Origin of the sequence: Virgibacillus indicus, from assembly GCF_002266285.1 — a bacterium.
Classification (GTDB): Bacteria; Bacillota; Bacilli; order Bacillales; family Amphibacillaceae; genus Virgibacillus_K; species Virgibacillus_K indicus.
In genome coordinates this window covers 1-410 of sequence record NZ_NPMS01000062.1, presented here as the reverse complement: position 1 = coordinate 410, position 410 = coordinate 1, and the positions used below count along the sequence as shown (strand labels likewise).

The window sequence follows — 410 nt, the reverse complement described above, 5'->3', positions numbered from 1 at the left end:
AACACGAAAGAGATCATGGCTACGAAGGGTCGAGCCTCTTATTTTAAGGAAAAATCTATTGGGCATATTGATCCTGGGGCTGCATCATCTTTTTATATATTCGAAGCACTTGCAGAAGTTATAAAAGGAGGAAATTAAAATATGTCCCGTGTGGGTATTGTATTAATCTCTCATAGTTCTAAAATAGTTGAAGGAATTAAGGATCTTATCGGGCAAGTTATTCAGGATGTACCAATCGAATTAGCAGGTGGTACAGAAGAAAACGATATTGGTACAAGCATTGATATAATAGGAAAAGCGATAAATAATGCCGATCAGGGGCAAGGTGTTTTGCTTTTTTATGATATTGGCAGCGCAAAAATGAATGCAGAAATTGCAATTGAAATGGCAGAAACAAAAGATATAAAACT

General features: G+C 35.9%; 2 protein-coding genes. Both read left to right on the top strand.

Features of this window, described 5'->3' with window-relative positions; all coding sequences use genetic code 11:
- The coding region (locus CIL03_RS19480; RefSeq protein WP_133087849.1) for a DAK2 domain-containing protein at positions 1–138 on the top strand (138 nt) is incomplete at its 5' end.
- A gap of 3 nt (positions 139–141) precedes the next feature.
- On the top strand, positions 142–410 hold a 269-nt coding region (gene dhaM, locus CIL03_RS19475; RefSeq protein WP_094887495.1), incomplete at its 3' end, for a dihydroxyacetone kinase phosphoryl donor subunit DhaM.